The sequence below is a fragment of the Streptacidiphilus jeojiense genome, from assembly GCF_000719095.1.
Classification (GTDB): domain Bacteria; phylum Actinomycetota; class Actinomycetes; order Streptomycetales; family Streptomycetaceae; genus Streptacidiphilus; species Streptacidiphilus jeojiensis.
In genome coordinates this window covers 153,286-176,708 of record NZ_JOEH01000022.1, presented here as the reverse complement: position 1 = coordinate 176,708, position 23,423 = coordinate 153,286, and the positions used below count along the sequence as shown (strand labels likewise).

Below are 23,423 nucleotides of genomic sequence, written 5' to 3'. Positions count from 1 at the left end.
AAACGCCCGGTAACATCCCGAACCCGGAAGCTAAGCCTCACAGCGCCGATGGTACTGCAGGGGGGACCCTGTGGGAGAGTAGGACGCCGCCGAACAATCTTTAACGGGAAGCCCCCTGACCACCGGTCAGGGGGCTTCTCTGCATTCCCCGCCAGAGTGCAATGGGGGAGGCCGGCCGCCACCGCGGGCCAGCGGCTACTGCAGGTGGCTTACATGGCGCCACCGATGCCGCCCACCCCCGTCCGTGGCTTGTTGCTGTTGCTCGGCTCCGCCTCGCGGGCCAACCACAGCGGAGGAGCGGGGCCGGTGCCGGGCGCCGTTGCCGGGTGCGGGTGTGCAGAAGCGGTTCTGCGGCCGGGTCTCGCGTGAACCGGGGTCGATTCTCGTACGTCGGGTCACTCGTGGTACGCCAGGATCGGGTCAAATAGGGCATTACGGCATGATCAAGTGACACCTTGTCCCGAAAGTGACCCCGGTTCAGTCCAAGACCCGCTCGCACCTCGGCAGGCACGTTTCTGCACCGCCCCGCCCCCACCCGCCGCCCGGCAACGGACCCCCACCCGCCCCCCGGCTCCTCGTAGTTGGCCGCGAGCGGAGCGAGCCACCCCAGCCACCAACACACCAACGCGCCCCACGGAAATGACGAACGAACACCGGGAGCGAACACGCACCGGCAACCCGGCCACAAGACGGGGGCTCGGCAGCCAAACAGACCCCGCACCACCCCCAACCAACGCACTGGGATCGGTGCGTCCGCGGCCGGCTGCCGCCCTTCGTCTCAGTGGCCGTAGTTGGGGATGCCGACGGCTGCGGCGAGTTCGAGGTCGAGGGCTTCGCGGCGGATTCGTTGGTCGATGTAGAGGAGCGCGGAACTGCCGGCACTGATTGGGAGAGTCACCGCGCCGGCGATGAATCCGCCGATGGCGCCGAGCAGCAGGGACGAGACCGCCGTGCCGTCGGATCCGTTGCCGTTGGCGATGAGATCCGCCTCGGTGAACGGTAGGGCGATGAGCCCACTCACGATGCCGGTGAGGATGGCGACGATCAGCGTGACGCCGAAGACGCGCCACCAGGCGCCGCGTACCAGTCGGAAGGACCTGCTCAGTGCCGCTCGGATGCCCTGGCGTTCGAGGACCAGTGCCGGTGCCGCCAGGCCCATGGAGATGGTGAGCCACAGGGCGACGGCCGACCCGGGGAGCAGGAGCAGGGCGCTTGCCGAGACGGTGGCGTCGGAGCTGTGGGCGGCGTTGGCGATCAGGCAGGGCGCGGCGGAGGCAGCCAGGGTGCCGAAGGTGGCGCAGGTGGTGACAAGTGCGAGTCCGATGAGGGACGGTAGCCGGGAGCCCACGGCGCGCCACGCCTCGGCCGCGGAGGCGGGCTTGCCCATGACGGCCTTGCTCGCCACGGTGGCCAGGCCGGCCGTGGCGAGGGTTCCCGCGAACAGGCCGATGGCCCCGGTGGCTGCACCGAGGGGAGCGATGTCGGCGAGGTTCACCAGAGCGCGATGCAGATCGGCTGAAGGGTCGCCGGTGCTCGACAGCGTCAGGTCGATGTTGTCGGAGGGGATCGGGACGAATGCCGTGACCAGGGCGACCATGAGCTGGGACAGTGCGGCCACCGCTGCGGAGACCGTCAGTACGGTTCGCCAGTAGCGCGTGAGCAGTGCGATCGCGCCGCTGAGGATCTCACCGAGGCCGAGCGGGCGCAGCGGCACGATGCCCGGCTTGGGGATCCAGCTTCCCGACCAGACCCAACCGTGCACCGGTGCAGGCGGGACCTGGCCCCAGGCGGATGCCGGAGACCAGGCCGGCCCCGCGTTGGCACCCCCATCGGCGTCGGTACGGGCGTACGCGCGGCGGGGCGGCTGCCCTGTCGCTCCTCCGGTCTGCACCGGAATCGAGGGCCTGGCCGTCGTCCCCGACGCAGACGCAGACGCAGGCTCCGCTGCCGATTCCGCCCCCGCCCCCGCCCTCGTCCCCGTCCCGGCCCCTGCCTTCGTCGCCTCACCAGCCGGAGTGCCGTGGTCGATCGCGTCAACCGCGTCGACCTGGTTGACCTGGTTGACCGGCGTGTCGGCCGACTCGGGAGCCGAGGGTTCCGCGGGGTGTCGGCTCGGGGTGTCGGTCATGCGTCGTTGGTCCGTCTCTGTCGTGATGCCCTGGTGGTGCCGTCCCGGAGCCGTCGGCGCAGCGTGGCAACGAGTAGCGCACATCGTGTCATGTCGGCGCCCCCGGTTTCCAAGGCATCGACCGCTCGGGCTCGGCGCCTCCCGGGGAGAGATCACTTTGAGCCACATCGGCGGTGCCGGGGCTCGCGACACGGCCGTGCGCTGGGGCAGCACGAGTCGGATGTGAGATGACACTCTGTCCGATTTGTACCGAAAATGGCGCAAGTAAGCCCAGGAAAGTCGAACGAGTGGCGGAAGTCTCTGCCGACTGTGCCCCAGGTCACGTTTCCGTAATGAGACCATGGGAACCATGAAGGGACGCGTCTTGATCGTCGATGACGACACTGCTCTGGCTGAGATGCTTGGCATCGTGCTGCGCGGGGAGGGTTTTGAGCCTTCTTTTGTCGCGGACGGCGACAAGGCTCTGGCTGTTTTCCGCGAGGTGAAGCCCGACCTGGTGCTCCTCGACCTGATGTTGCCCGGCCGGGACGGAATCGACGTCTGTCGTCAGATCCGCGCCGAGTCGGGTGTGCCGATCGTCATGCTCACCGCCAAGACCGACACCGTGGATGTGGTGGTCGGGCTCGAGTCCGGTGCGGATGACTACATGACCAAGCCCTTCAAGCCCAAGGAGCTGGTGGCTCGTGTCCGGGCCCGCCTGCGTCGGGCCGAGGAGCCGAGCCCCGAGCAGCTGGCGATCGGCGATCTGACGATCGACGTGGCCGGCCACTCCGTGAAGCGGGACGGGCGGAGCATCCCGCTCACGCCGCTGGAGTTCGACCTCCTGGTGGCGCTGGCCCGCAAGCCGTGGCAGGTGTTCACCCGCGAGGTGCTGCTGGAGCAGGTGTGGGGCTATCGCCACGCTGCCGACACCCGGCTGGTCAACGTCCATGTGCAGCGCCTGCGCTCCAAGATCGAGCGGGACCCGGAGCGTCCGGAGATCGTGGTGACCGTGCGCGGCGTCGGTTACAAGGCGGGACCGAGTTGAGATGAGCGGTCGGACCCCCGTCGCGCCCGGGCCGGACGGCGGGCGGTCGACTCCTCCTGAGCTGCAGGGCGTTCCTGCGCCCAACCCGGACGATGCGCTGTCCTCGCACCCGGCGGCGTCCCCCCGGGCGCACCGGATAGGCACCTTCGCCGGTACCAAGTCGCTGCTGTCGCTGCTCGGGCGGCGGCTGCGGCGTCCGTACCGGCGGATGACCGCGCTCTACCAGCGTTCCATCCAGGTGCGGGTGGTCGCGATCACCCTGGTGCTGTCCCTCGGTGCGGTCCTGATGCTGGGCCTGGTCGTCATGAAGACGGTCCGGAACGGCCTGCTCAATGCCAAGGACCAGGCTGCGGTCACCCAGGCGGAGGCCGGGTTCACGGCCGCCCAGAAGAACCAGACCTCCCTCTACGCCAGCCTGTCGCAGCAGCACACCCAGTCGACCAATGGAGCCGGACAGACCGCGGCCACCGGCGCCGACGGCGGACTGGACATGGGGACCCTGCTGTCGCAGCAGGTCAGCTTTCTCGCCACCAGCGGCGCGGGCCAGTACATGGTGATCGGGATGGTGCCTGACGAGAGCCAGCCCACGCCCCCGCAGGCCGCCAGCTCCCAGACGCCCCGGCAGGCGGGAGGTGTGGACCCGGACCGGACCATCAGCTCGACCTTCCGGGACAGTGTGAGCGGTTCGAGCGCCTACCAGGCCGAGTACACGACGATCTACTACACGGACTCCGCCAACAAGTCCCCCGAGTCCGGCCTGGTGGTCGGGCAGACGCTGGAGACCACCGGAGCGGGCCAGCAGCCCTACCAGCTCTACTACGTCTTCCCCTTCACGCTGGAGAGTTCCACGCTGAACCTGGTGGGCACCACGCTGGCCACGGCCGGGATCTTCGTGGTGGTCCTGCTGGGTGCCATCTCCTGGCTGGTGGTCCGTCAGGTGGTCACCCCGGTGCGGATGGCCGCCGAGATCTCCGAGCGACTCGCCGACGGGCGGCTGGACGAGCGGATGAAGGTCTCCGGAACGGATGACATCGCCCGCCTCGGTGAGTCCTTCAACCGGATGGGCGCTGCGCTGCAGACGCAGATCCGGCAGTTGGAGGAGCTCTCCCGGGTGCAGCGCCGCTTCGTCTCGGACGTCTCCCACGAGCTGCGCACCCCGCTCACCACCGTTCGCATGGCCGCCGACCTGCTGTACGAGTCGCGTGACGACTTCGGTGATCCCGCGGCGGAGCGCTCCGCCGAGCTGCTGCAGAACCAGTTGGACCGGTTCGAGTCGCTGCTCGCGGACCTGCTGGAGATCAGCCGGTTCGACGCGGGCGCGGCGATCCTCGATGCCGAGCCCGCGGACCTGCGCGAGGTGGTCGGTCGGGTGATCGACGCCGCCGAGCCGCTGGCCAGGACCAAGGGCAGCGCCGTGGTGGTGCGTGGCGCCGACGAGCCGGTGGTGGCCGAGGTCGACCCGCGCCGGATCGAGCGGGTGCTGCGCAACCTGGTGGTGAACGCGCTGGAGCACGGTGAGGGCAATGACATCGAGGTGATCCTGGCCGCAGGTGACGGTGCCGTCGCCGTGGCGGTGCGGGACCACGGGATCGGTCTGAAGCCCGGTGAGGCGTCCCGGGTGTTCAACCGGTTCTGGCGGGCCGACCCGGCACGGGCGCGCACCACCGGCGGCACCGGCCTCGGCCTCTCGATCGCCCTGGAGGACGCGGCGCTGCACGGCGGTTGGCTGCACGCCTGGGGCGAGCCGGGCGGCGGTTCGCAGTTCCGGCTGACGGTTCCCCGCAACGCGGGTGCCGAGATCCTGCGGTCCCCGATCCCGCTCGAACCGGCGGACTCCCTGGGCAACCGGGGTCTGGCCGTGCCGGGTATGCCGTACATGCGCGCCTCGCGGGTCGGTACGGCCACGTCCGCGGAGGAGGTGCCCGGCCCGCGCGGCGGGGCGGTGCTGGGCACGGGACTCGGTTCCGGTCTCGGCGGAGTGCTGGGATACGGTTCCGTGATCCCCGAGGTCGCCGGACGGGCGGCGCTGCCGCCGAGCAATCCCGCCGACGTCCGGGCCTCGTCGGGGTACGGCGTCACCGGTGCGCAGATCGTGGTGTCCAAGGAAGGGCGCGATGAGGGAACGGATGACGATGAGGCGTGACGTCCGCTTCCTGGGGGTGCTCGGCTCCGCGCTACTGCTCGCAGGCTGCGCCGCGATGCCGGACAGCGGCACCCCGCCACGGCTGAGCACCAGCCAGAACGACGCCCAGCAGGTGGTGGTCGTGGCCGAGCCGCCGAAGGCGGGGAGCCAGCCGGATCAACTGCTGTCGGGCTTCTTCGACGACCTGGTGTCCGACGAGTCCGGATACGCCACTGCCAAGCAGTTCCTGTCCCAGAGCGCCGACAAGACCTGGAACCCGGAGCAGAGCGCGACCGTTCTGGACGGCCTGAAGATGACGGAGATCAACGACGCTTCCACTTCCAAGAAGGTCGTCATGCGGGTCACCGGCAAACAGGTCGCAACGCTGGACGCACGGCATGCCTTCAAGCCCGTCAACAACGTTCCGTTCGAAGAGGACTACACCTTCACCAAGGGTCCCAGCGGGTGGCGGATCGACAGTCTGCCGAACGGGCTGGTGCTCAAGAAGGAGGACTTCCAACGGATATACGAGTCCGTCAACGTCTACTTCCCGATCGCCGGCCAGTCCCCGAGCGGGACGCAGACGCCGCTGGCGGCCGATCCGGTCTATGTTCGCAGCCATGTCGACCCGTTGACCGAGGCCGCGAACATCCTGCTGAGCGGACCGAGTTCGTGGCTGGCCCCGGCGGTGCAGCCCGGGTTCCCGAGCGGGACCACGCTGGCCGCCTCCGCGCCCGCGGTGCAGGTCTCAGCTGACGGCACCGCGTCCGTGCGGCTCAAGAAGGCGGTGGCGGGCGGGTTGCAGACCTGTGAGCGGATGGCCGCGCAGCTCTACTTCACCCTGGCCCAGGTCTCGACCCAGCAGGCCAAGGAGGCGGGCCAGCAGATCACCAAGGTGAGCCTGTACGAGGGTGACGGTTCCACGCAGTCCTGCGACTCGCTGGGGAGCAGCTCCTACTCGCCTGTCCAGTCGGCGACCGGGGCGCCGACCATGTACTTCGTGGACGCGGCCGGACACCTTGCCAGCCTTGACGCCGCCAGTCGCGGCTCCGGAGGCGGACAGCAGGTGACCGGGCTGCTCGCACCCGCCACCGTCAAGTCGATCGGCGGCTTCGCCGTGGCTCCCGACCTCAGCGGCAGGACCGCGGTGCTGTCGAACGATCAGAAGTCCCTCTATCTCAGTACGCTGACCAGCACGACGGCCCCCACCCATGCCGCGAGCACCGACAGCGTCGGGTTCGGATCGTTGAGCTGGGACAGCCTCGGCACGCTGTGGACGGTCGGCAACGACCCTGCGGGCCAGGGGATCGGCGCCGTCTCCGGCCAGACGGGGAAGGTCGTCCCGGTCGTTGTGGACGGGCTGAAGGGTCGGGTCATCAACGCCAAGGTCGCGCAGGACGGGGCCAGGATCGCTCTGGCCGTGGACGACGCCGGCACCATCTCGGTCCAGGTCGGCCGGGTCCAGCGCGCCACCACCAGCGGTTCGCCGGAACTGACCATCGCCGGGCTGCACCCGATCATGCCGGGGAGCGACCTGACCAGCGTCACATCGCTGTCCTGGAACGACGGCGACAGCATCATCGTGCTCGGACAACAGACCACGACCGGCAAGGCCCCTTCGGTCTGGGAGATCGACGGCTCCTCCGCCGTCATGCCGGGTGTGCAGGCGCCTTCGTCCGCCGACGGGATGAACAGCATCAGCGCGCTCCAGCAGGATCCGAGCACGCTGGGGACCGGCGTGAAGGCGCCGTACCTGCGGGACGCGAGCGGGACCTCCGCGGTCGGCGAGAGGGGCAAGGTCTACCGCTGGGAGAAGGGCGGCTGGGAGTTCCTCACAACAGGGAGCAGTTCGGCGCTCGGCCCCATGCCCAGCTACCCGGGCTGACCGAAGCCGGATTGACCGAACCCGGGCTGACCGAAGGCTGGTTGGCCGGGATCGGGCTGACCGGAGCTGGGTTGTCCGAACCCGGGTGGTCCGGACCCGGACCCGGGCCGGCGCTGACCGGACCTGGACTGGTCACCCCAGCCGCGCACCCCGGTCGCGCACCCCGCCCGCTCCGCCGCCCGCGTCCCTGCGGACCGTCGTGGCGACGACCGCCGCCGCCAGGACGTCCCCGCCTGCCTCGGCCAGGGCGCGGGCGCCCTCGGCCAGGGTCGCGCCGGTGGTGACCAGGTCGTCGACCAGGACGATCCGGCCGTGGCCGAGGAGTCCGCGCCGGTGTCGCGGCACGGCGAGTGCGCCGCTCAGATTGCGCAGCCGTTCCGCCGCGCCCAGTTCGGACTGGTCGGCCACGGCCCGCTGCTGGCGCAGTACGGCCAGCAGTCTGGCGGGGACGCCCGCACGCCGCAGGGCGCGGGTGGCCGCCAGGGTGAGCCTGCGGGTCGGGTCGTGGCCGCGGGCCCGTACGGTCGACGGCGCCGACGGCATCGGGACCAGCAGCAGTGGTGCGCCCCGGGTGCCGCCGGTCGGTACGGCGGCGCGTACCGCGCGGGCGAGTGCGCCGCCCAGGGGTTGGGCGAGCCGGAGCGCTCCGCGCTCCTTGTGCGCCAGCAGGATCTGCCGGGCCGCCCCCTCGTAGGTGGTTGCTGCATACACCTCCGGTAGCCCGGGCGGCGCGGCGTGGGGGCGCGCGGCGCGCGGCTGCGCTCGATCGAGCTCCTCCCGGCAGGCGGTGCAGAGCTGGGCGTGCTGCAGGCCGCAGCCCACGCACTGGGCCGGGACGAGCAGATCCAGGGCGGCATCGAAGAGGCGGACGGACGCACTGGTCACGGGGGTCCTCCGGGCGTCGACGGCGGATCGCGGGACGGTCGCGGGACGGGGGTCGGACTCCGCAGAGCGGGGACAACAGGATGCTGCAGGGACGGAAAGGGCCGCGGAGTTTTACCGTGAGTTCATCCGTACGGGGGTAGGACTGACGCGAGGGCTGTACAAGGCCCCGTACTGCCGCGATTTTGGGTGCTCAGGAGGTTCCGGCCGGTGCCGGTGCCCTCTGGTCGCCCCGATCGCACCGCATCCTGCCGGCAGCGGGCGGGCGGAATCCCCGGAACCGTTGTTCCATGGGGTTTCAACCGTCCCCAGTGGGGAGGAAGGGATGTGAGGGGCGGTTCCGCCCATCCCGAGCGGGCGGTGCTGCGTACTCGATGGGCCGCGCGGACCTTGAGGGTCCGACCGGCGACAGTGCAAGGGATCGGAGTTCTGCGTGGACATCGTCGTCAAGGGTCGGAAGACCGAGGTGCCCGAGCGGTTCCGCAAGCACGTGAGCGAGAAGCTGGAGCACATCCAGAAGCTCGACGGCAAGGTGATCAGCCTGGACGTGGAGCTCTCCAAGGAGCGCAACCCCCGCCAGGCGGAGCGCTCCGAGCGCGTGGAGATCACGCTGCACAGCCGGGGACCGGTGATCCGGGCCGAGGCATGCGCCCCCGACCCGTACGCCGCGCTCGACCTGGCCTCCGCCAAGCTGGACGCCCAACTGCGCAAGGTCGCCGACCGGCGGCGGGTGCACAAGGGACCGCGCTCGCCGATGAGCGTGGCCGAGGCCACGGCGCGGCTCTCGACCGCTCCCGACGTGGCCACCCCGGAGCAGATCGCGGCGCCGGCGGCGAAGACGAAGATCGGTTCGCTGGAGATCGAGGGCGACGGTCCGCTGATCGTCCGGGAGAAGACCCACGCGGCCGTGCCGATGGCGCTCGACCAGGCGTTCTACGAGATGGAGCTGGTCGGCCACGACTTCTTCCTCTTCATGGACACCGACACCATGCAGCCGAGCGTGGTCTACCGCCGGCACGGCTACGACTACGGCGTCATCCATCTCAAGCTGGAGGGGCCGGAGTAGGACTCCGGCAGCGATCCGGCGCCCGAAGCAGGGGCGCGGCAGGGGCGCGGCAATCGTTGCCGCGCCCCTGCGGCGCGCCCGGAGTCACTCGTCCGAGCCAATGCTGGCCTGCGGAATGATCGCACGGCGGCCGGAGCGTGGAATCATGGCGGCAACAGCCACCAGCCGAGGGGGAGTACCGGATGGCGGAGCGATGGGACGAGCGGCGCGGCGACGACCGGGAGCTCGACGAGCCGCGGCGTGCCGCCGAGCCGATCAGGGTCCTGGTCGTGGACGACCACGCACTCTTCCGGCGCGGCCTGGAGATCGTCCTCGCCCAGGAGGAGGACATCCAGGTCGTCGGTGAGGCGGGGGACGGGGCCGAGGCCGTGGAGAAGGCCGCCGACCTGCTGCCGGACATCATCCTGATGGATGTCAGGATGCCGCGGCGCAGCGGCATCGAGGCCTGCACCTCGATCAAGGAGGTGGCCCCCAGCACCAAGATCATCATGTTGACGATCAGCGACGAGGAGGCCGACCTCTACGAGGCGATCAAGGCCGGGGCCACCGGCTACCTGCTCAAGGAGATCTCCACCGACGAGGTCGCGACCGCCATCCGGGCGGTCGCGGACGGGCAGTCGCAGATCAGTCCGTCGATGGCGGCGAAGCTGCTGACCGAGTTCAAGTCGATGATCCAGCAGCGCACCGACGACCGCAGGCTGGTGCCCGCGCCGCGGTTGACCGACCGGGAGTTGGAGGTGCTCAAGCTGGTGGCCACCGGGCTGAACAACCGCGACATCGCCAAGCAGCTCTTCATCAGCGAGAACACCGTGAAGAACCACGTCCGCAACATCCTGGAGAAGCTGCAGCTGCACTCCAGGATGGAGGCGGTGGTCTACGCGATGCGGGAGAAGATCCTGGAGATAGGCTGACCGCGGCCGGCGACGCCTACTGGAGCAGCAGTTTCTCCAGCGGGGTGCGCAGGGCCTCGTCGTCCAGCCGCTCCACCCTGACCGCGTCGCAGCCGACCCACTCGGCGGCCTCGCGCAGCGCCCCGGCCAGCGCCGGGAGTGCCTTCGCCGAGTCCAGTGTGATCTGACGGGCGATCAGAGTCCGTCCCTCGCGCGCCGGATCGACCCGGCCGACGAGCCGGCCGCCGGCCAGCAGCGGCATGGCGAAGTATCCGTACTGCCGCTTCTCCTTGGGGGTGTAGGCCTCCAGGCGGTGGCTGAGGCCGAAGATCCGCTCGGTGCGGGCCCGGTCCCAGACCAGCGAGTCGAAGGGGGACAGCAGCGTGGTGCGGTGCCGGCCGCGCGGTTCGGAGTCCAGCGCGGCCGGATCGGCCCAGGCGGGTGCAGCGGCCCTGCCCCGGCCCCAGCCCTCGACCAGCACCGGGAGCAGACCGCTGTCGGGCAGCGCGGCGGCGACCTGATCGACCTTCAGCCGGTGGTAGTCACTGAGGTCCTTGACGGTGGCGACCCCCAGCGCGGCGCCCGACTGGCGCACCAACTGCCGTACGCAGGAGGCGTCGTCGGGATCCGAGTCGAGCAGCTCAGCGGGGACGGCGCGCTCGGCCAGGTCGTAGACCCGCTTCCAGCTGCGGCGCTCGGTGCAGACCACCCGCCCGGTGTCCAGCAGCCACTCCACCGCGATCTTGGTCTCGGACCAGTCCCACCACTCGCCGCCCTTCCTGGCGCCGCCGAGCTCGGTCGAGGTCAGCGGGCCGTCCGCGGTCAGCCTGGCCAGCACCTCGGCGCAGGAGCGCTCGGCGTCCTCCATCCGGTGCCAGCGGTGGCCCCGGGCCAGGAAGGCCCGGCGGCGGAAGGCGAACAGTGGCCACTCCTCGACCGGCAGTACGCAGGCGGCATGGGACCAGTACTCGAAGGAGGTGCCGCCGCCCCAGTAGGCCGCCTCGACGCCGGCGCGCCCCACGGCGCCCAGGCGGGCGTACGGGACCAGCTCGTGCGAGCGGGCCAGCACCGAGATGGTGTCCAGCTGCACCGCGCCCAGGTGGCGCAGCACGCCGCGAACCCCGCCGCGCCGGTCGGGGGCGCCGAGCAGGCCCTGGGCGCGCAGGGCGATGCGGCGGGCCTGGTCCGCGCTGAGGGTGAGGACGCCGGCGGGTGAGGTGGCTTCGGTCATGGGGTCAGCGTAGGAGCTGCCACTGACAGCACCCCCCTTGCGGGTGAGCGAAACCGAACAGCTGGCTGGAGATGAACCCGCAAGGGTGAGCTTTGGTCCGCACTCGCCGGTAAGGGTCGCAGCCGCCGCGTCCGGGCTTCTAGCATATGAACGCAACGCCACGCACCGCAGTCACGGCAGTACGAGCAGTGACGGCGGACGGGGGCTGGGCGTATGCGGGCGCGGACAGTCGTGGGGGCGACGGGGCGACTTCCTTGAGTGTCGGGGGCCACTTCATTCCATTGAGGCGCGGGGTATCGCGCCACATCCGTACTTCGGCATGCCCACTCGGACGTGGGGTGCCTCTGGAGGGGACATCATGGGTCGTAGGACCCGTTGGGCCGCCGCGTTCACCGCGGCGGGACTGCTGGCAGCCGTGGCACCGGCCGCCGGAGCACATGCGGCGACCGCCGCGCAGCGCATCGACCTCAGAGTGCTGGTCGTGGACGACGGCGGACCGGCCACCGCCGCGATCATGAACGAGATGGACATCTCCGGCACTCCCTACACGGTGGTGAAGCTCGCGGACAGCAACCGGCCGACGATCAACGCCGCCTTCCTCAGCGGTACCGCCAACGGCCAGGCCGAGGGCAAGTTCCAGGCCGTGGTGCTGCCCAACAACTCCCCCTTCGCGGCCGGTTCGGCCGAGATGGCGGCGCTGACCAGCTACGAGCAGACCTTCGGGGTCCGCCAGGTCGACGCGTACACCTACGCCCAGCCGGCCGTCGGGCTCAACTACGCCGCCGATCCCGGCTACATCGGCTCGCTGGACGGCACCACCGGGACGGTCACGGCGGCCGGGCTGGCCGGGCCGTTCAAGTACCTCAAGGGGACGCTGCCGTTCGAGGACAACGACCCCACCGTGACCGAGAGCTACGGCTACCTGGCCACCCCGCTGGCCACCCAGGCGGCCGGGGCGACCTTCACCCCGCTGGCCACCGCACCGATCCCGGGCAGCAGCTCGCAGGGCGTGCTGGCGGGCGAGTACGACCACGGCGGCATCTCCGAACTGGTGCTGACCTTCGCCTACAACCAGTACCAGGAGCAGTACCGGCTGCTCGCCCGCGGCATCGTCGACTGGATGACCCAGGGCATCCACCTCGGCTACGACCGCAACTACTACGAGCAGCACATCGACGACGTGTTCCTGCCGGACGACCGCTGGAGCTCCACCGCCAAGTGCACGCCGGGTGACGCCGCCTCGGCCTGCAGCGGCACCCCGGCCGAGTCCACCATCCGGATGACCCCGGCCGACGTCACCTACGCCCAGCAGTGGGAGCAGGCGCACAACTTCACCTTCGACTTCCTGTTCAACGGCGGGGGCAGCGACGAGCAGGTCGCCGCGACCGGATCGGACCCGCTGCTGACCGCGCTGACGGCGGCCAAGTCCTCGTTCCGCTGGGTGAACCACACCTACGACCACCCCTTCCTGGGCTGCGTCCAGAACACCACCACGGTGCCGTGGTCCTGCACCACCAACGCCGACGGCAGCACCGCCTGGGTGAGCAAGGCGACCATCCAGACCGCGATCACCCAGAACCAGCAGTGGGCCGCCAGCCACGGCTTCAGCACGGACAACACCGAGCTGGTCACCGGCGAGCACTCCGGCCTGGCGACGCTGCCGCAGCAGCCGGTGGACAACCCGAACCTGGCGCCCGCGCTGGCCGCCGCCGGGGTCAAGTGGACCGGCAGCGACCACTCCCGCGAGGCGAACCAGCGCGCGGTGGGGTCGGCGCTGACGGTGCCGCGCTACCCGATGAACGTGTACTACAACGCCGGTCACACCAATGACGAGGTGGACGAGTACAACTGGCTCTACACCAGCACCGCGCAGGGCGGCAGCGGACTGTGCACCGCCAACCCGGCCACCAGCACCTGCCTGCCCTCGCCGCTGGACGAGTCCACCGGGTACAGCAGCTACATCGCGCCGCTGGAGGCGCGGATCGACCTCGGGCACATCATCGACAACAGCCCGCTGCCGACCTACGCGCACCAGTCCAACCTGGCTGAGGACCGGATCCTCTACCCGGTGCTGAACCAGATCTTCGACAGCTACGCCAACCTCTTCGCCGCCAACGCGCCGATCGTCAACCTGCGCGAGTCCGCCATCGGCGCCGAGCTCAAGCAGCGCACCGCCTGGCAGGCGGCGGTCACCGCCGGGACCGCCAGCGGCTACCGCGTCGGCAGCACGGTCACGGTCACCGCTCCCAGCGGTGTCGCCGCCCAGGTCACCGTGCCCACCGGCACGGTGCAGCAGCAGCTGCTGGGCACCAGCGCCTTCGGCAGCGCCTACGCCGGGGAGCTCTCCGGCTGGGTCAGCCCGGGTCTGCTGCAGGGGAATGTCACGCTCAAGCTGAACGCCGCCGGGACTCCCGCGGCGCCGGCGGCCGGCGCGGCCACGACGCCCAGCAGCAGCCCCAGCAGCAGCCCCAGCAGCAGCCCGAGCGCCGGCTCCAGCACGCCGCCCACCTCCAGCACCACCCCGGTGGTGCCCAACGGGGTGAAGAACCTGGTGCCGCTGACGGTCGCCGGGGTCGCCAAGCTGGTCGGCGCCCTGCTCTGACCGAGGACCGCAGCATCTGACCGGACCGCGTCCGGGGCCCCCGACACCACGGGCCCCGGACGCGCCGCGCCGCGAACATCTGGAGCAGGGGGAACGCAGGGACATGCACGGACCAGTGGAAGTAACCCTCCTCACCGAGGGCACCTATCCCTATGTACACGGCGGGGTGAGCGTCTGGTGCGACCAGCTCGTCCAGGGCATGCCCGATGTGCGCTTCCATGTGCTGGGCATCACCGGGAGCGGTCGCGAGCCCCAGGTCTGGACGCTGCCGCCGCAGGTCGCCTCGGTCAGCTCTGTACCACTGTGGGGGCGCACCCCCGGCGGTTCCGCGCCGCGCGGCCGCGACCTGCGCCGCTTCCTGGCCGGGTACGAACGCTTCCTGCTGTCGCTGCTGGACCAGGACTTCGAGAAGTACTTCGCCGACGAGCTGTACGAGCTGGCCGAGTTCGCCCTCACCGGCGGCTCGCTCACGGCTGCGCTGCGCACCGAGGGCGCGCTGCGCTCGCTGCAGAAGCTCTGGCAGCGGCCCTTCCTGGCGACCCACGCCTCCCAGCCCACGGTCCAGGACGCGCTGGAGGCCACCGACCTGCTGGAGCACGCGCTGCGGCCGCTGACCGTGCAGCCGCCCAGCCGGGGTGTGGCGCACGCGGTCACCGGCGGTCTCGCAGTGCTGCCCGGGCTCACCGCCCGGCGCTTCCACGGGGTTCCGCTGCTGCTCTCGGAACACGGCATCTACCTGCGGGAACGCTATCTCAGCTACCGCTCGGCGCCGTACCGTTGGCCGGTCAAGGCGCTCATCCTGGGCTTCTTCCGGCTGCTGGCCACCGAGGGCTACCGCGGCGCCGATCTGATCACTCCGTGCAACCGCTACAACCGCCGCTGGGAGGAGCGCGGGGGCTGCGATCCGCAGCGGATCCGCACCGTCTACAACGGGGTCGATCCGGAACTCTTCCCCTATGCCGGACCGGAGCCCGAGGCGCCGACGCTCAGTTGGGCCGGCCGGGTCGACCCGATCAAGGACCTGGAGACCCTGATCCAGGCCTTCGCCCTGGTCAGGGTGGAGATTCCGAATGCCGCGCTGCGCCTCTTCGGAGCGCCCCCGGCCGGCGGTGAGGCCTATCTGGAGCGCTGCCGGGCGCTGGCGGCGGAGCTCGGGGTCGCCGCCGCGGTGACCTTCGAGGGGCGGATCGACACGGTCCGGCACGCCTACGCGGCCGGCAGCGTGGTGATGCTGTCGAGCATCTCCGAAGGCTTCCCGTTCAGCCTGATCGAGGCGATGGCCTGCGGCCGGGCCACCGTCTCCACGGATGTCGGCGGGGTGCGCGAGGCCGTCGCCGACACCGGCCTGGTGGTCCCGCCCAGGGATCCCGAGGCCATGGCGCGGGCCGCCGTCGGCCTGCTGCGGGACCAGCGGCGCCGACAGGAACTGGGCGACGCCGCCCGGGCCCGGGTCATCGAACAGTTCACCCTGGGCCGGACGGTGGCGACCTTCCGCACCGTCTACGAGGCACTGCTGGAGGATCCGACCCGGCTCTGGTCACCGGCCGGCGACCCGACGCCGATGCGCTCCCGGATGGCGGCCACCGCATGAGCGCCGTCCTGGAGTTGCGGCCGGGCCTGCGGCTCAGTCCACTGCCGGAGCCGCTGCCGAGGCCGGTCGGACCGCTGGACCCGGCGGCGGAGGCGGCGCTGCGCTTCGGGAGCGTCGCAGCGGCCGCAGTGCACCCCTTCGAGGTGGCCGCCGCCATCGAGGCCGAAGGGGTGACCGACCGTCAGGTCCAGCGCCGCTACGGCAGATCGGACGCCTTCGAGCTCGCCGAGGACCTGTACGCGGAGACCCCGCGCAGCTATCCGGAACCCGAGGCGGCCGTGTCACCGTGGCACGCCCCGCTGTCCACCAGCGTGCTGCGTGGCTGCCTCTACGCCCTGCCCGGCCTGGCCTTTCCGCTGGGCGCCCCGATGCTCAAGGGCCCGCCGGACGCCGGCGGCCTGCCGCATGGAACCTTCGCGCTGGCCCTGTCCGTGCTGTTCAACTGGGCCTGGAACCAGGCGCTGGCGCACCGCACCCATGCCAGGCTGGGCCGCGGCCTGCGCCGCTCCGGCGGACGTTGCCTGCTGCGCGGTGCCCTGGTGGGGACCGGGCTGGGGATGCTCGGCGCCGTGGTCGGCGTGCTGGCGGCCGGTCACCGCAGCGGCGGTGTGCTGCTCTTCTGCGGCGGCCAGGCGGTCTACCTCGGCAGCTCCTGCGTGCTGCTGGTGCTGGGTCGGGAGCTGCTGCTGCTCCGTGCGCTGGCCCCGGCGACGCTGGGCGGGGCCGCGGTCCTGCTGGGGCTGGTCCGTCCGACCCCGCTGACGGCACTGCTGCTGCTCTGCACCGTGCTGCTGACGCTGCGTCTGGCCGGGCGCGAGCTGCGCGACTGCCTGGCGGAGGCGGACGGTGACAGCGCGATCGAGCCGCTGCCGCCGCTGCGGACCTCGGTGCCGCACGGCCTGTTCGGCATGGCGATGTCGCTGCTCACCCTGGGCATCGCCCTGCGCGGCGGCCATCTCGACCTGGGCCCCACGGTGGCGCTCACCATCAGCATGGGCCCGGCCGAGTGGCTGCTGTACGGGTACCGGAACCGGATCCACGGCGCGCTGCGCGCCGCCCACACCGCACGGGGATTCGCGCTGCTGTCGGCCCGGTCGCTGGCCCTGGGCCTGGCCAGCTATCTCGTCCTGCTCGCCGTACTCGGCGGGGCGGTCGGGACGGCCCTGGCCGGCGGCTCGCTCGGGGAGCAGCTGCCGGGACTGCTCGCGCTGGGGGCGACCATCTGGACGGCGCTGTTGCTCCAGGCCTTCGGGCTGGCCTGGGCCGCAGCCGGGATCTGCACCCCGGCGGCGGCCGCGACGGTCGCCGGTGCGACGGAACTGGTGGTGGGATCGACCGCCGCCGCGCTGCTGCTGGCCGTTGCCTGCTGGACGCTGGGCCGGGTCACGGTGCACAGGTGACACCGAAACAACTGGCACCAAACAACTGACATTCTGAACCGAGCGGACGAAGGAGAGCGGAAGTGACGACCGGTGAGCCGGGAGACGGGCCGGTGGAGCGGTGCCTGCTGGTGCCGTTGTACGTCCACCCCGGGGCGGATCCTGCTGCCTGGGAGGCGACGGCGGCGAACGCGGCGTCCGTGGCCTGGGTGGTGTTCAACCCGGCGAGCGGTCCCGGCGGCGCTCCGCAGCCGGAGTTCATCGAGGCGGCCGCACTGCTGAGCACGGCGGGGGTGCCGCTGCTCGGCTATGTGGACACCGACTACGGCAGGCGGAGCCACCACGAGGTGGTCGCCGACATCGAGCGCTACCAGGACTGGTACCGGATCGGGGGTGTGTTCCTGGACCAGGCCGCCGCGGCGACCGAACTGCTGGCCCACTACCGGAGGTTGGCGGTGGCGGCCCGTTCGCTGGAGGCCTGGCAGGTGGTGCTCAACCCGGGGACGCACCCGGACCCGGGCTATGCGGAGTTCGCCGACGTGGTGGTCACCTTCGAGGGCGACGCGGCCTGCCACCGGAGGCTGCTGGTACCGGAGTGGACCATGGACTTCCCGGAGCGGCGCTTCGCGCACCTGGTGCACGGGGCGACCCCGGAGGACTGCGCCGGGATCCGCGAGTCCGCCCGCCGCCACCGGGCCGGTTACTGCTACGCCACCCCGGGGAGCGGCGACAACCCCTGGTCCGTGGTGATGCCGGAGCTGCTGCTGACAGCCGCACCGGCTGCACCGGCCGTACGGTCCGGGCAGGGGACGGCGTGAGGTGGACCCGGACCGGGCCGGCCGTCGCCGCCGCGGCGCTGCTGCTGGCCCTGGCCGGCTGCACCTCGGGTGGGACGGGCGGACAGCCGACCCGCCCTCCTGGTTCCGGTGACACGGCTCCCAGCTCCAGCACCAGCCCCGGTTCCGGCGCCCGCTGGCAGCCGACCCCCGGCACCAGCTGGCAGTGGCAGCTCAGCGGCACCGTGGACACCGGCGTGGACGCGGCGGTGTACGACATCGACGGCTTCGACACCAGCGCGGCCGTGGTGGCCGCGTTGCACGCCAAGGGCCGCAAGGTGATCTGCTACGTCAACGCCGGCGCCTACGAGGACTTCCGCCCGGACCGTTCCGCCTACCCCGCGTCGCTGCTGGGCTCGGGCAACGGCTGGCAGGGCGAGCGCTGGCTGGACATCCGCCGCCTCGACACGCTGCGGCCGATCCTCGGCAGGCGGTTCGACCTCTGCCGCAGCAAGGGCTTCGACGCGGTGGAGCCGGACAACGTCGACGGCTACCAGAACGACAGCGGGTTCCCGCTCACCGCGGCCGACCAGCTCGCCTTCAACCGCATGGTCGCCGGGCTGGCCCATGCCAGGGGGCTGGCGGTCGGCCTCAAGAACGACCTCGACCAGGTGCCGCAACTGGTCGGCGACTTCGATTTCGCGGTGAACGAGCAGTGCGCCGAGTACCGCGAGTGCGATCAGCTGACGCCGTTCGTCGAGCGGGGCAAAGCGGTCTTCGAGGCCGAGTACAACCTGCCCACGACTGCTTTCTGCCCGCAGGCCCGACGGCTCGGGTTCAGCGCCCTGCGCAAGCACCTGGCCCTGGACGCCTGGCGACAGGCCTGCTGATCCCCGGCAGTCGATCCCTCAGCCCAAACCGGGTCAGCCCAAGCCGGGTCAGCCCAGGTCGGACGGCAGCAGCGAGCCGAGCCAGCCGTCGATCTTCGCTCCGCGCAGGTCCATCCGGGAGCGCACGGTGCCCTCCATGATGAAGCCCACCTTCCTGGCCACCGCCCAGGACCCCTCGTTGCCGACCCCGGCCAGCCACTCCAGCCGGTGCGCGCCCAGCGTCCCGAAGGCCCAGCGGCACATGGCGGTGGCCGCCTCTGCGGTGTAGCCGTGGCCGCGCTGCTCCTTGGCGGTCCAGTAGCCGATCTCCACGACGCCGCTGGGGCGGGTCAGCCCCTGGTGCAGCCCTATGGACGAGACCAGCTCCCCGCCGTCGCGGGTGAAGGTGCCCAGGTTGAACAGGGTCTCCTCGCGCCAGCCGGTCGCGCAGACCTCCTCGACGAAGAAGCGGGCGTCCTCGCGGGTGTACGGGACCGGGACCGGGATCCAACGCTGGATGGCCTCGTCCTGGCAGGCCGCGGTGATCGCGTCGAGGTCGGCGCCGGTGAAGGGGCGGAGGATCAGCCGGGGTGTTTCCAAGATCACGGGTTCCATCGGCAGATTATGGCCCAGGCGGCGAACGGACTGCTTCAGGATTTTTTCATGTCCGTTTTGTTCACTGTTGGACGGACTGGCCGACCCCCTCGGGAGAGTGACACTCAGCTGGTCTGCTGACGGACCTCCCGACCCGCTCGTTTCCTCGCATACGATGGCCACGCGGTGGTGCGTCTCCATCGCCGGTGCGCAGAACACAAGTGCACAGACCGCCCAGTGCCAGCCCAGGCAAGGAGCCAGCCCACGTGTCCGTCTTCGACAAGATCCTGCGCGCAGGCGAAGGAAAGATCCTTCGCAAGCTGCACCGCATTGCCGCCCAGGTCAATTCCATCGAAGAGGACTTCGTCAACCTGACGGACGCCGAGCTGCGTGCGCTCACCGACGAGTACCGGGAGCGCCTCGCGGACGGCGAGTCCCTCGACGACATCCTCCCCGAGGCATTCGCCACCGTGCGCGAGGCGGCCCAGCGCACCCTCGGGCAGCGCCACTACGACGTCCAGATCATGGGCGGCGCCGCGCTGCACATGGGATATGTGGCCGAGATGCGCACCGGTGAGGGCAAGACCCTGGTCGGCACGCTCCCCACCTATCTGAACGCGCTGTCCGGCAAGGGCGTGCACCTGATCACCACCAACGACTACCTCGCCGAGCGCGACTCGGAGTGGATGGGCCGGGTGCACCGCTTCCTCGGCCTCGAGGTCGGTGTGATCCTCGCCAACATGAGCCCGGCCGAGCGTCGCAAGCAGTACCTCTGCGACATCACCTACGGCACCAACAACGAGTTCGGCTTCGACTACCTCCGCGACAACATGGCGTGGTCGCAGGAGGAGCTGGTGCAGCGGGGCCACAACTTCGCCGTGGTCGACGAGGTCGACTCGATCCTGATCGACGAGGCCCGTACCCCGCTGATCATCTCCGGCCCGGCCGACCAGGCCACCAAGTGGTACGGCGACTTCGCCAAGCTGGTCACCCGGCTCAAGCTGGACCGCGACTACGAGGTCGACGAGAAGAAGCGCACCGTCGGCGTGCTGGAGGAGGGTGTCACCCGGGTCGAGGACTACCTGGGCATCGACAACCTCTACGAGTCGGTGAACACCCCGCTGGTGGGCTTCCTCAACAACGCCATCAAGGCCAAGGAGCTCTACAAGAAGGACAAGGACTACGTCGTCATGAACGGCGAGGTCCTGATCGTCGACGAGCACACCGGCCGTGTGCTGGCCGGCCGCCGCTACAACGAGGGCATGCACCAGGCGATCGAGGCCAAGGAGGGGGTGGAGATCCAGAACGAGAACCAGACCCTGGCCACCATCACCCTGCAGAACTTCTTCCGCCTGTACGACAAGCTCTCCGGGATGACCGGTACCGCGCAGACCGAGGCGGCCGAGTTCCACCAGATCTACAAGCTGGGCGTCGTCCCGATCCCGACCAACAAGACCCCGCAGCGCACCGACCAGCCGGACCTGATCTACAAGTCCGAGCCGGCCAAGTTCGCCGCCGTGGTCGAGGACATCGTCGAGAAGCACGAGAAGGGCCAGCCGATCCTGGTCGGCACCACCAGCGTCGAGAAGTCCGAGTACCTGTCGCAGGAGCTGCGCAAGCGCGGCGTCCAGCACGAGGTGCTCAACGCCAAGCAGCACGAGCGCGAGGCCCAGGTGGTCGCCCAGGCCGGGCGCCGCGGCGCGGTCACCGTCGCCACCAACATGGCCGGCCGAGGCACCGACATCATGCTCGGCGGCAACCCCGAGCACCTGGCCGCCGCCGAGCTGGCCCAGCGCGGGCTCTCTCCGGTGGACACCCCGGAGGAGTACGAGGCCGCCTGGGGCGAGGCCCTGGACAAGGCCAAGGCCGCGGTCAAGGCCGAGCAGGAGGAGGTCCAGGACCTGGGCGGCCTCTACGTGCTCGGCACCGAGCGGCACGAGTCGCGCCGGATCGACAACCAGCTCCGCGGCCGCTCCGGCCGCCAGGGCGACCCGGGCGAGTCCCGGTTCTACCTGTCCCTGGGCGACGACCTGATGCGTCTGTTCAAGGCCGGCATGGTCGAGCGCGTGCTGTCGATGGCCAACGTCCCCGAGGACGTGCCGATCGAGTCCAAGATGGTCACCCGCGCCATCGCCTCCGCGCAGACCCAGGTCGAGCAGCAGAACTTCGAGATCCGCAAGAACGTGCTGAAGTACGACGAGGTGCTCAGCCGCCAGCGCGAGGTGATCTACGGCGAGCGCCGCCGGGTCCTGGAGGGCGAGGACCTGCGCGAGCAGATCGACCACTTCATGGACGACACGGTCGACGCCTACGTCAAGAACGCCACCGCCGAGGGCTTCGCCGAGGAGTGGGACTTCGACAAGCTCTGGCAGGCGCTGGGGCAGCTCTACCCGATCGGCCTCACCGTGGAGGAGCTGGAGGGCGAGGACGGCGACCGGGCCGGCATCACCTCCGACCTGCTCGCCGACGCGATCAAGGAGGACCTGCACGCCAAGTACGTCGATCGCGAGAGCCAGCTCGGCGAGGCCGTGATGCGCGAGCTGGAGCGCCGGGTGGTGCTCTCGGTGCTGGACCGCCGCTGGCGCGAGCACCTCTACGAGATGGACTACCTCCAGGAGGGCATCGGCATGCGGGCCCTGGCCCAGCGCGACCCGCTGGTCGAGTACCAGCGCGAGGGCTTCGACATGTTCGCCGCCATGATGGAGGGCATCAAGGAGGAGTCCGTCGGCTACCTGTTCAACCTGGAGGTCCAGGTCGAGCAGCAGGTCGAGGAGGTCCCGGTCGCCGACGGCAACACCATCGTGATGGACAAGGCCCCCGAGGACGCGCGTCCCGAGATCCGTGCCAAGGGCCTGGAGGCCCCGCAGCGTCCGGACCGGCTGCACTACACCGCGCCGTCGGTCGACGGCGAGGGCGGCGTGATCGAGGGCGACTTCGCCACCGGCGATGTCGAGGACGAGACGGACGAGGAGAGCGGCACCCGCGCCGAGCGCCGCAAGGCCGCGAAGGGCCGTCGCCGCAAGAAGTAGCACCGCTCGGATTCCGAACAGCCCCATGGCGGTTCACCACCTGGTCTCCAGGGCGGTGAACCGCCATGCCGGTTCCGGGCGCCGTGGCGTGCGGTGCTGCTCCAGCCGGAAGGCCAGGAACTCCAGCCGCTCGTCGACCCCGACCGTGGCGGTCACCTCCAGCACTCCGGGCGCGGGGGAGTCGTCGAAGACCCGCCGCAGCACCGGACGCGCGCCGCCCGGCCCCGGGCCGTGCAGGGAGCGCCGCCGGACCAGTGTCCTGACGTCGTCGTAGACCTCCTCGGTGGCCAGCGCGGCGAGCTGGTCGCAGACCCGGTGCCCGCTGAGCACCTCCAGCAGCCGTACCGCGTAGTGCCGTGCCAGCGTGTTGTGCCCGGTACGGGTGGGCATCGGGCCGCAGTGTCTGGCCCTGACCGCTCCGAGCCCGTGTACCCGCCCGATCCTGACCCCGGTGGTCGCAGTGTCGACCATGCCCGTACCCCCTTGACTCGCGGTGGTGTGCGTGAGGCCAGTGGTATCGGCTGCCACCGACAGCGACAAGGCTCCCGCCGCGGCCCCGGAGGCTCCGGCGAAGTTCACCTATCCGAGTGAGCAAACGGGCCTGATCTGGGAGGACGCCGATTCCGCCGGCCCGCGGCCGGTCACGCAGCGCAGTCAAAGCCCACTCGATCGGTGACTCTCCGCAGGCATTCGTGGGGAAGGCCCGGCTGCGCGGCTCCGGTGGTCCGGCCGCATATGCTGGACGCCGGTCCCACCCCACCGTCGACCGGAGTGCCCCATGCGCGTGTACGTCCCCACCACCCTGCACGCGCTGGCGCAGGCGCACGCCGACGGAAGCCTGGGGCCGCTGCCGCTGCGGGCCTACGCGGTCACCCCGGCGCTGCGCGAGTGGTACCTCAGCGACGACATCGAGGAACTGGAGTACGCCGCCCTGGTGCGCGCCGCCCAGTCCTCGCTGCGCCTGCTCGCCGCGGACGGCGCGGCTCCGCGCCGCCGGGTGGTCGTCGCCCTGGACGTGCCGGACGGCGCCGTGGCGCTGCAGAACGACGCCGAGCACGCGGACGCCGCCGCCCTCGGCGCGGTGTCCCTGTCCGAGGCCCCGCCGTTGGCCAGGGCGGCCGCGGTGCACGCCGACGCCGACGAGGCCGAGGTCCGCGAGGACGTCGCGGCGGCCGCCGCAGCGGTGGCCGCCGCGGACACCGGGGACGAGGACGCCAGGTTCACCGTGGACGGCGCCGAGGACCACGAGCTGCTCTGGTTCGCGACCCAGGAGATCCCCGGCCTGCTGGCCTGACCGCGCTGGGGAACGTCCCGCCTCCCCGGTTGTCGGAGTCGCCGGGTACCGTGCGGCC

Annotated in this window: 17 protein-coding genes and 1 rRNA gene; 13 read left to right on the top strand and 5 right to left on the bottom strand. The window is 70.9% G+C overall.

Translation table 11 applies throughout. The annotated features are described in order from the left end of the window. Nucleotides 1-95, top strand: a 5S ribosomal RNA gene (rrf, locus tag IF29_RS43935); the annotation flags it as partial. A gap of 683 nt (nucleotides 96-778) precedes the next feature. Here rrf and IF29_RS0128330 read toward each other — a convergent pair. Further along, the gene (locus IF29_RS0128330) at nucleotides 779-1,762 is read right to left on the bottom strand and encodes a hypothetical protein (protein WP_051726121.1); all 984 of its coding nucleotides are present in this window, start codon (nucleotides 1,760-1,762) and stop codon (nucleotides 779-781) included. A gap of 715 nt (nucleotides 1,763-2,477) precedes the next feature. Between IF29_RS0128330 and mtrA the strand changes: the two genes are divergently transcribed. From mtrA to IF29_RS0128315, 3 genes are read left to right on the top strand one after another with little or no spacing between them, the layout of a single operon-like run. Further along, nucleotides 2,478-3,155: an MtrAB system response regulator MtrA gene (mtrA, locus tag IF29_RS0128325; protein ID WP_030260697.1), complete on the top strand. Its 678-nt coding sequence runs from the start codon at nucleotides 2,478-2,480 to the stop codon at nucleotides 3,153-3,155. A 1-nt stretch (nucleotide 3,156) separates the two neighbouring features. Then, nucleotides 3,157-5,298, top strand: coding sequence for an MtrAB system histidine kinase MtrB (mtrB, locus tag IF29_RS0128320; protein ID WP_051726120.1), 2,142 nt, complete (start codon nucleotides 3,157-3,159; stop codon nucleotides 5,296-5,298). Next, nucleotides 5,282-7,162: an LpqB family beta-propeller domain-containing protein gene (locus tag IF29_RS0128315; RefSeq protein ID WP_198037582.1), complete on the top strand. Its 1,881-nt coding sequence runs from the start codon at nucleotides 5,282-5,284 to the stop codon at nucleotides 7,160-7,162. Before mtrB ends, IF29_RS0128315 begins: the two co-directional genes overlap by 17 nt. A gap of 132 nt (nucleotides 7,163-7,294) precedes the next feature. Here the strand turns inward: IF29_RS0128315 and IF29_RS0128310 are convergent, their stop codons facing one another. Further along, nucleotides 7,295-8,047: a ComF family protein gene (locus IF29_RS0128310; protein ID WP_063757627.1), complete on the bottom strand. Its 753-nt coding sequence runs from the start codon at nucleotides 8,045-8,047 to the stop codon at nucleotides 7,295-7,297. A 430-nt stretch (nucleotides 8,048-8,477) separates the two neighbouring features. Between IF29_RS0128310 and hpf the strand changes: the two genes are divergently transcribed. Together hpf and IF29_RS0128300 are read left to right on the top strand one after the other, a co-directional pair. Next, nucleotides 8,478-9,110, top strand: a complete 633-nt coding sequence (gene hpf / locus IF29_RS0128305; RefSeq protein ID WP_030260689.1) for a ribosome hibernation-promoting factor, HPF/YfiA family — start codon at nucleotides 8,478-8,480, stop codon at nucleotides 9,108-9,110. Between the two features lie 182 nt (nucleotides 9,111-9,292). Next, nucleotides 9,293-10,021: a response regulator gene (locus IF29_RS0128300; RefSeq protein ID WP_030260686.1), complete on the top strand. Its 729-nt coding sequence runs from the start codon at nucleotides 9,293-9,295 to the stop codon at nucleotides 10,019-10,021. Between the two features lie 16 nt (nucleotides 10,022-10,037). Here IF29_RS0128300 and IF29_RS0128295 read toward each other — a convergent pair whose 3' ends face one another. Next, on the bottom strand, nucleotides 10,038-11,231 hold the full coding sequence (locus tag IF29_RS0128295) for a winged helix-turn-helix domain-containing protein (protein ID WP_030260683.1): 1,194 nt from the start codon (nucleotides 11,229-11,231) through the stop codon (nucleotides 10,038-10,040). 358 nt (nucleotides 11,232-11,589) lie between these two features. Here IF29_RS0128295 and IF29_RS0128290 point away from each other — a divergent pair, with 358 nt between their 5' ends. The 5 genes from IF29_RS0128290 to IF29_RS0128270 all read left to right on the top strand — a co-directional run bounded on the left by IF29_RS0128290 (nucleotide 11,590) and on the right by IF29_RS0128270 (nucleotide 18,469). Further along, a complete protein-coding gene (locus tag IF29_RS0128290) occupies nucleotides 11,590-13,833 on the top strand; it encodes a hypothetical protein (protein ID WP_051726119.1) in 2,244 nt (747 codons plus the stop codon). A gap of 103 nt (nucleotides 13,834-13,936) precedes the next feature. Next, the gene (gene pelF / locus IF29_RS0128285; protein ID WP_051726118.1) at nucleotides 13,937-15,424 is read left to right on the top strand and encodes a GT4 family glycosyltransferase PelF; all 1,488 of its coding nucleotides are present in this window, start codon (nucleotides 13,937-13,939) and stop codon (nucleotides 15,422-15,424) included. After that, nucleotides 15,421-16,824 (top strand): hypothetical protein, encoded by a 1,404-nt coding sequence (locus IF29_RS0128280; protein WP_030260674.1) that lies wholly within the window; start codon nucleotides 15,421-15,423, stop codon nucleotides 16,822-16,824. Before pelF ends, IF29_RS0128280 begins: the two co-directional genes overlap by 4 nt. A 62-nt stretch (nucleotides 16,825-16,886) precedes the next feature. After that, a complete protein-coding gene (locus IF29_RS0128275) occupies nucleotides 16,887-17,621 on the top strand; it encodes a spherulation-specific family 4 protein (protein ID WP_232242558.1) in 735 nt (244 codons plus the stop codon). Beyond that, nucleotides 17,618-18,469 carry an endo alpha-1,4 polygalactosaminidase gene (locus IF29_RS0128270; protein ID WP_030260669.1) on the top strand — a complete coding sequence of 284 codons (852 nt, stop codon included), beginning with the start codon at nucleotides 17,618-17,620 and terminating at the stop codon, nucleotides 18,467-18,469. Before IF29_RS0128275 ends, IF29_RS0128270 begins: the two co-directional genes overlap by 4 nt. A gap of 48 nt (nucleotides 18,470-18,517) precedes the next feature. On the opposite strand, the gene IF29_RS0128265 is transcribed toward IF29_RS0128270, so the two are convergent. Further along, complete coding sequence (locus IF29_RS0128265; protein WP_030260665.1) at nucleotides 18,518-19,063, bottom strand: GNAT family N-acetyltransferase; 546 nt, start codon at nucleotides 19,061-19,063, stop codon at nucleotides 18,518-18,520. Between the two features lie 245 nt (nucleotides 19,064-19,308). Here IF29_RS0128265 and secA point away from each other — a divergent pair, with 245 nt between their 5' ends. Continuing rightward, nucleotides 19,309-22,071, top strand: coding sequence for a preprotein translocase subunit SecA (gene secA / locus IF29_RS0128260; protein WP_030260662.1), 2,763 nt, complete (start codon nucleotides 19,309-19,311; stop codon nucleotides 22,069-22,071). A gap of 33 nt (nucleotides 22,072-22,104) precedes the next feature. On the opposite strand, the gene IF29_RS43930 is transcribed toward secA, so the two are convergent. Then, nucleotides 22,105-22,461 carry an Rv3235 family protein gene (locus IF29_RS43930; RefSeq protein WP_051726117.1) on the bottom strand — a complete coding sequence of 119 codons (357 nt, stop codon included), beginning with the start codon at nucleotides 22,459-22,461 and terminating at the stop codon, nucleotides 22,105-22,107. Between the two features lie 388 nt (nucleotides 22,462-22,849). On the opposite strand from IF29_RS43930, the gene IF29_RS0128250 reads away from it, so the two are divergent. Further along, nucleotides 22,850-23,365, top strand: a complete 516-nt coding sequence (locus IF29_RS0128250; RefSeq protein WP_030260657.1) for a DUF6912 family protein — start codon at nucleotides 22,850-22,852, stop codon at nucleotides 23,363-23,365. Nucleotides 23,366-23,423: the final 58 nt, after the last annotated feature.